Below are 6,000 nucleotides of genomic sequence, written 5' to 3' on the forward strand. Positions count from 1 at the left end.
CTTACGTTAAAACCAGGCAAACGGATTACAGGAGGAACCACTATTGTGATCCGGGCGGGCGGGTGTTTGATGCTCCAATTCGTCGCCGGGCCGCATCTTTGCGGTTGATGACGACATCTGTTCCCGGCCCCCCGGCCCCCGCGCGCTACCCTTCGCCGCCGCCTGCCATCCGCTACCTGCGCCTGAAGTTCCGGCTGCTGGCGGCTATATCCACGGAACTGGCCTTCGGGGCGGCCTGGAAGCTATTCACCTCCCCACGCCGGTTGCCGGAAAAAAAGTGGGAGCCGGCTGCTCTGGTCGGCGCCCGGCACTTTGGGGTAGCCACCGCCCGCGGCCATGTGGCGGCGTATGAGTGGAACCCGGCGGGTCATCGTACTGTGCTGCTGGTGCATGGCTGGGAGCACCGGGCCAGTTTCTGGGGCTACATGGCCCGGGAGCTGGCGGCGGCCGGGTTTCGGGTGGTGGCCCTGGATGCGCCCGCGCACGGAGCCTCGGCTGGTACGCGCGTGACCCTGCCTGCCTACGCCCGCGCCGTGGAGGCCGTGGCCGATGAGCTGGGCGAAGTGTACGGGGTAGTGGCCCACTCCCTGGGCGGGGCGGCCACGGCCGGGGTGCCGGTGCGCTTCAACAAGGAAAAGGGCGGCGTGCTGCCCCGGCTGGTTTTGCTAGCCGTGCCCGGTAGCACCACGGCCGTGGCCCGGCGCTTTGCTCAGCTGCTGCAGCTGCCTGCGGCCGTGGTAGCGCGCATGAACCGCTACGTACGCGAGCAGCACGGCCGCGACGCCGAGAGCTTCAGCCTGATCCACACCGGCCGGACTTTGCCGGTAGGCCGCGCTCTGCTGTTGCACGACCACGACGACGAGAGCATTCCGTTTGCCGAAGCCCAGGAAATAGCGGTCAACTGGCCCGGCCTCAACTTCCGGCCTACCACCGGCCTGGGCCACAACCGCATCATGCGCGACCCGGCAGTTATCCGGCAGGTAACAGAGTTTCTGGCTTAACCTCTGCTTGCCGGATTTTTGCGTAGGCATACTACCTTCTCTCGCTGTGTATGACCGGTGACCTTCCCGGCTGAAGCACATCGGCTGCTAGCCCTTCCCTATACATGAGCAACCCCGAATACGACGCCGTGGTGGTGGGCGCTGGGCCCAACGGGCTGGCGGCGGCTATTGAGTTGCAGCAGGCGGGCCTGGCGGTGCTGTTGCTGGAAGGCAGCCAGCAGCTCGGTGGCGGCTTGCGCACCACGGAGCTGACGCTGCCCGGTTTCCGCCACGATGTGTGCTCGGCCATTCACCCGCTGGCGGCCAGCTCACCCTTCTTCCAGACCCTGCCCCTGGACCGGTACGGCCTGGAGTACATTACCCCGGCTGTGGCCGCGGCTCATCCTTTCGATGACGGCACAGCTGCCGCAGTCCTGAACAGTCTGCCCGACACGGCCCGCCGCCTCGGGCCCGATGCGCGCGCCTACCGGCGGCTGCTGGAGCCCCTGGTAGCCGCCTGGCCCGGCCTGGCCAACGACGTGCTGGGTCCCCTGCAACTGCCGCGCCACCCGCTGGATATGGCCCGGTTTGGCCTCGCGGCCCTGCAGCCGGCTACCTGGCTCACAAAGCGTTTCCAGACCAAGGAGGCGCGCGCGCTGTTTGCCGGCATGGCCGCCCACGCCATTCAGCCCCTATCCAACCTCACCACCTCGGCCATTGGGCTGGTGCTGCTCACGGCGGCCCACCGCCGGGGCTGGCCGCTACCCAAAGGCGGCTCCCAGGCCATTGCCGATGCGTTGGTGGCCCACTTCCGGGCCTTGGGGGGCCGGATTGAAACGGGTACCTACGTTCGTTCGCTCAGCCAGCTGCCCGCCGCCCGCGCCGTGCTCCTGGACGTGACGCCGGCCCAGCTGCTGCAGATTGCCGGGCACAGCCTCTCGACGGTGTACCAGTGGCAGCTGCGGCGCTACCGCTACGGTATGGGCGTGTTCAAGGTCGATTGGGCGCTGGACGGGCCGATTCCGTTCACGGCTGAGGAGTGCCGCGCGGCTGGTACCGTGCACCTGGGCGGTACGCTGGAGGAAATTGCGGCCGGGGAAGCCGCCGCCGCGCGCGGCAGCCACCCGGCGCGGCCCTTCGTGCTGCTGGCCCAGCAAAGCCTGTTCGATGCTACCCGCGCCCCGGCCGGTAAGCATACGGCCTGGGCCTACTGCCACGTACCGAACGGCTCCGCAGTAGATATGACGGCGGCCATTGAGCAACAGGTGGAGCGCTTTGCCCCCGGCTTCCGGGACCGAATCATCGGGCGGCACACCTTCAACCCCCGCCAACTCGAAGCCTACAACCCCAACTACGTGGGCGGCGACATCAATGGGGGGCTGCTGGATGTAACTCAACTCTTTACCCGGCCGGCCCTGCGCGCCTCGCCCTACCGCACCTCCAGGCCGGGGCTTTACCTCTGCTCGTCGGCTACCCCGCCGGGTGGGGGCGTGCACGGCATGTGCGGCTACCACGCCGCCCGCCAGGCCCTGCACGATGTGTTTCACCTTACGGCCAGTCCGCTGTACCAGCCGCAGGGGTAGGGGGCTACACCGTCTCGTGGCCCTCGGCGGCCAGCTCCCGCAGCACCTGCCGCAGCCCCTCCGGCTCCCGCACCAGGCGCAGCACCTGGGCCAGGTACTCGGCCTCAGCCTTTAGGTGGCGCTTGAGCTGGCGGATTTCCTGCTCGCGCTTCTTGCCGGTACTCCCGGAAAAGCCGTTTTCGCCGAATTTCAGGCCGTTGAGTTGCTGCTTGAGCTCTGTTGTTTGGTGGTGCAGGGCCTGGGTGTAGCGCGTGAGCACGTCATCGTCGGGGGCCTCGGTGGGGCCGGCTTCGGAGAGCAATTGCAGGAGCGTGTAGAGGTCGTTGGTTTCGTAGGCCTCCGTGATACGCTGCATCAGGGCCGTTTTCTGCTGCTGGGCCGCCGGGTCGCGGGCCAGGTCGGGGTGGTGGAGGCGGGCCAGCTGGCGGTAGAGGGTTTTGGTGTTGGAAAGCAGGCGCTGTTGCTGCTCGCGGGCCTCCTGGGCAGCTGCTTCCTCCGCCTTCTGAGCCTTGGATTTGCGCCGGGCGCGGGCCTGGGCGGCTGCCTGCTCGTGGGGCGGCAGGTTGGGGTCCGGCGCGGGGGTAGGTACCTCAGCGGTTGGCGGATCCTCCTCTACCTCCTCCACCCGGCGGCGCGGGGCGTACTTGCGCAGGATGTCGGCGGCATCTTCCCCGAACCGGTCCTGCAGGGCGCGGGCGTTGCCCAGCATCACCTCCTGAATCTGGCGGTGCTCCAGGCGGCTGAAATAGTCGAGCAGCAGGGCTTCTTCCAGCGGCGCGAATAAGGCCCGGCGGGCGTCCACCACGGCCGCGGCGGCCGGGCCCACCTGCTGCCAGTAGCGGCGGCGCGCTTCGGCCTGCTCCTGGCGCACTTCGCGCAGCCGCTGCCGCAGGCCCTCCACCTGCTCCACCGCCGCCCGAAACGCCTGCTGGGCGGGCGTGCCCGGCGCCTCAGCGGGGGCCGGAACGGGCAGGGAAGCAGCAGCGGGCAGGTCAGTAGTGGGGTTGTGCAGGTTCATGAGACAAAGGTAGGAGAGGGCCGGGGTAGGACCATGGCAACCAGCAAAAGCCCAGTACGGACGTCGGAACGCTGACCGGCCAGGCCCGTTAGGACGGCGTAAGGCGTAAGTGGCGGAGTAAATAAGTATCTTCGCTGGCCGCTGACTACTGGTGTGCTTTCGGCGGCCGGCGCCTTTCTTTTCCCTGTGTCTGCTTCGCTTCCGAATTTGCTTCCGGCGGATGACTTTCTGCCCGCCCTGCTCGACCTCTCCCTGAGCGGAGTAGTACTCTACACTCCCCTGACCAACGCGGCAGGAGAGGTAGTGGATTTCCGCTTTGCCTACGTAAATCCGGCGGCCCAGCGCCTGCTGGGGGTGCCGGCCCAACCGGCTACTACCTACCTGCAGCAATTTCCCGAAACGCTGACCAACGGGGCGTTTGCCTTTCACCGCGACGCCTTCCGCTCCGAGCAGCCTGCTACCTTTAACTTAAACTACCAGGCCGGCGGCTACGATACGTACTGCCGGGTGGCCGGCCGACGCCTGGGCCAGCACCTGGTGGTAAGCTTCACCCTGAGCCAGGAGCAGGACCGCAACCAGGTGGAGCAGGCCCTGCGGGAAAGCCAGGCCCGGGAGCAGGCCGCCCGCGCCCAAGCCGAGCGGCAGCGCGCCCACCTGGAGCGCCTGTTCAGGCAGGCTCCGGCCGCCATCTGCATTCTGGCTGGACCCGAGCTGGTATTTGAGTTGGTTAATCCGGTTTACCAGCAGTTCTTTCCCGAGCGCCAGCTGCTGGGCAAGCCGCTGCGGGAAGCTCTGCCGGAACTGGCCGACCACGCTGCGTACTACACCATGCGGGAGGTGTTTGATACGGGCGTAACCAAGTGGCAGCAGGCCCTGCCCATACCCCGGGCGCACCCCGATACCGGGGAGCCCCAGGACCGGTACTTCAACTACATCCAGCAGGCGCGCTACGACGAGAACGGCCAGATTGATGGCGTGCTGGTGTTTGGCGTTGAGGTGACGGAGTTGGTGCTGGCCCAGCGCCATACTCAGGACCTGCAGGCCCAGATCCTCCACAATACCCAACTTCTGATTCAGGAGCGCCACACGTTTTTCCAGGTATTTGCCAACACCCCCGCCGCCATCTGCATTCAGCGCGGCCCCGAGCACCGCTACGAGTACGCCAACGCCGCGTACCTGCAGTTTTTTCCGGGGCGCCAGATTCTGGGCCAGACGGTGGCCGAGGCCCTGCCCGAAACGGTGGAAAGCGGCGTGGTGGCCCTGCTCGACCATGTGTACCAGACGGGCGAAACGTATTACGGCGAAGAGCTGCCCCTGCTGATTGCCCAGCCCGAAGGTCCGCCGAAGTGGATGTACTTCACCTTCACGTACCAGGCCTTCCGCGAAAACGGCGAGATAGTGGGCATCTCCACCTTCGCCTACAACGTAGCCGACCAGGTGCTGGCCCGGCGGCAGCGCGAAATGCAGGAGCAGCGCCTGCGGCAGATTTTTGCCCAGGCACCCGTGGCTATTTTCGTGCTCAGCGGCCCCGAGCACACGATGGAAATCGTGAATCCGGCCATGAGCGAGTTGATTGGCCAGCCCCGGGAGCAACTGCTGGGGCGCCCTTATTTCGAAGCCGTGCCCGAACTCGCTACCCAGGGCTACCCGGAGTTTCTGGCGGAAGTCTGGCGTACGGGCAAGCCGTTGGCCCTGCAGGAGCAGCCGGCCAAACTGCGGCGCCATCAGCCCCAGGAAACGGGCTACTTTACCTTTGTGTACCAGCCCTTGCACGACGCGCAGGGAAACATGACGGACATAATGTGCGTGGCCGTGGACGTAACCGACCAGGTGGTGGCCCGCCAGCAGGTGCAGGTTCTCAACGAGGCCCTGCAGACCGCCAACGACGAGCTAAACAAAACCAACGCCCAGCTCACCCGCACCAACATCGACCTGGATACGTTCGTGTACACGGCCTCCCACGACCTGAAAGCGCCCATCACCAACATTGAAAGCATTACGCTGGCCCTGCGCGAGCACCTTCCGCCCGAAACTCAACAGGATGAGCTGGTAAGCCAGCTGCTGGGGCTGCTCGACCACACGGTGGCGCGCTTTCAGCTGACCATCTCGCAGCTCACGGACCTGTCGAAGCTGCAGCTGGCCCACACTGGCGCCGCCGAACCCCTGCTGCTGGCGGCCGTGGTGGACGATGTGCGCCTGGACCTGACCCCCGACCTGCAAGCCGCCGGTGCCCGGCTTACCGTGGAGGTAGCCCCCGATTTGCTGGTTTCCTTTGCCCCGCAGAATCTGCGCAGCATTGTGTACAACCTGCTTAGCAACGCCGTTAAGAGGGTGTTGGGGAATTAGCAGCCGGCTAAAAGAAGACGAGTCAGTAAGTTGGGGCGGGAGTTCCTAGGCTCTCACCCCATTATGGTTGACG

At 66.2% G+C, this 6,000-nt stretch carries 4 protein-coding genes; 3 read left to right on the top strand and 1 reads right to left on the bottom strand.

From position 1 onward, the window contains the following. The first annotated feature begins 107 nt into the window (after nt 1-107). Nucleotides 108-1,001 (top strand): alpha/beta fold hydrolase, encoded by an 894-nt coding sequence (locus GGU46_RS18705; RefSeq protein ID WP_183405090.1) that lies wholly within the window; start codon nt 108-110, stop codon nt 999-1,001. Nucleotides 1,002-1,105: 104 nt separating this feature from the next. Continuing rightward, nucleotides 1,106-2,563 carry a phytoene desaturase family protein gene (locus GGU46_RS18710; protein ID WP_183405091.1) on the top strand — a complete coding sequence of 486 codons (1,458 nt, stop codon included), beginning with the start codon at nt 1,106-1,108 and terminating at the stop codon, nt 2,561-2,563. Between the two features lie 4 nt (nt 2,564-2,567). Here GGU46_RS18710 and GGU46_RS18715 read toward each other — a convergent pair whose 3' ends face one another. Then, nucleotides 2,568-3,581, bottom strand: coding sequence for a J domain-containing protein (locus tag GGU46_RS18715; protein WP_183405092.1), 1,014 nt, complete (start codon nt 3,579-3,581; stop codon nt 2,568-2,570). Nucleotides 3,582-3,767: 186 nt separating this feature from the next. On the opposite strand from GGU46_RS18715, the gene GGU46_RS18720 reads away from it, so the two are divergent. Then, the gene (locus tag GGU46_RS18720; RefSeq protein ID WP_183405093.1) at nt 3,768-5,927 is read left to right on the top strand and encodes a PAS domain-containing protein; all 2,160 of its coding nucleotides are present in this window, start codon (nt 3,768-3,770) and stop codon (nt 5,925-5,927) included. The last annotated feature ends 73 nt before the right edge of the window (nt 5,928-6,000 follow it).

The organism is Hymenobacter latericoloratus (genome assembly GCF_014199535.1).
Classification (GTDB): domain Bacteria; phylum Bacteroidota; class Bacteroidia; order Cytophagales; family Hymenobacteraceae; genus Hymenobacter; species Hymenobacter latericoloratus.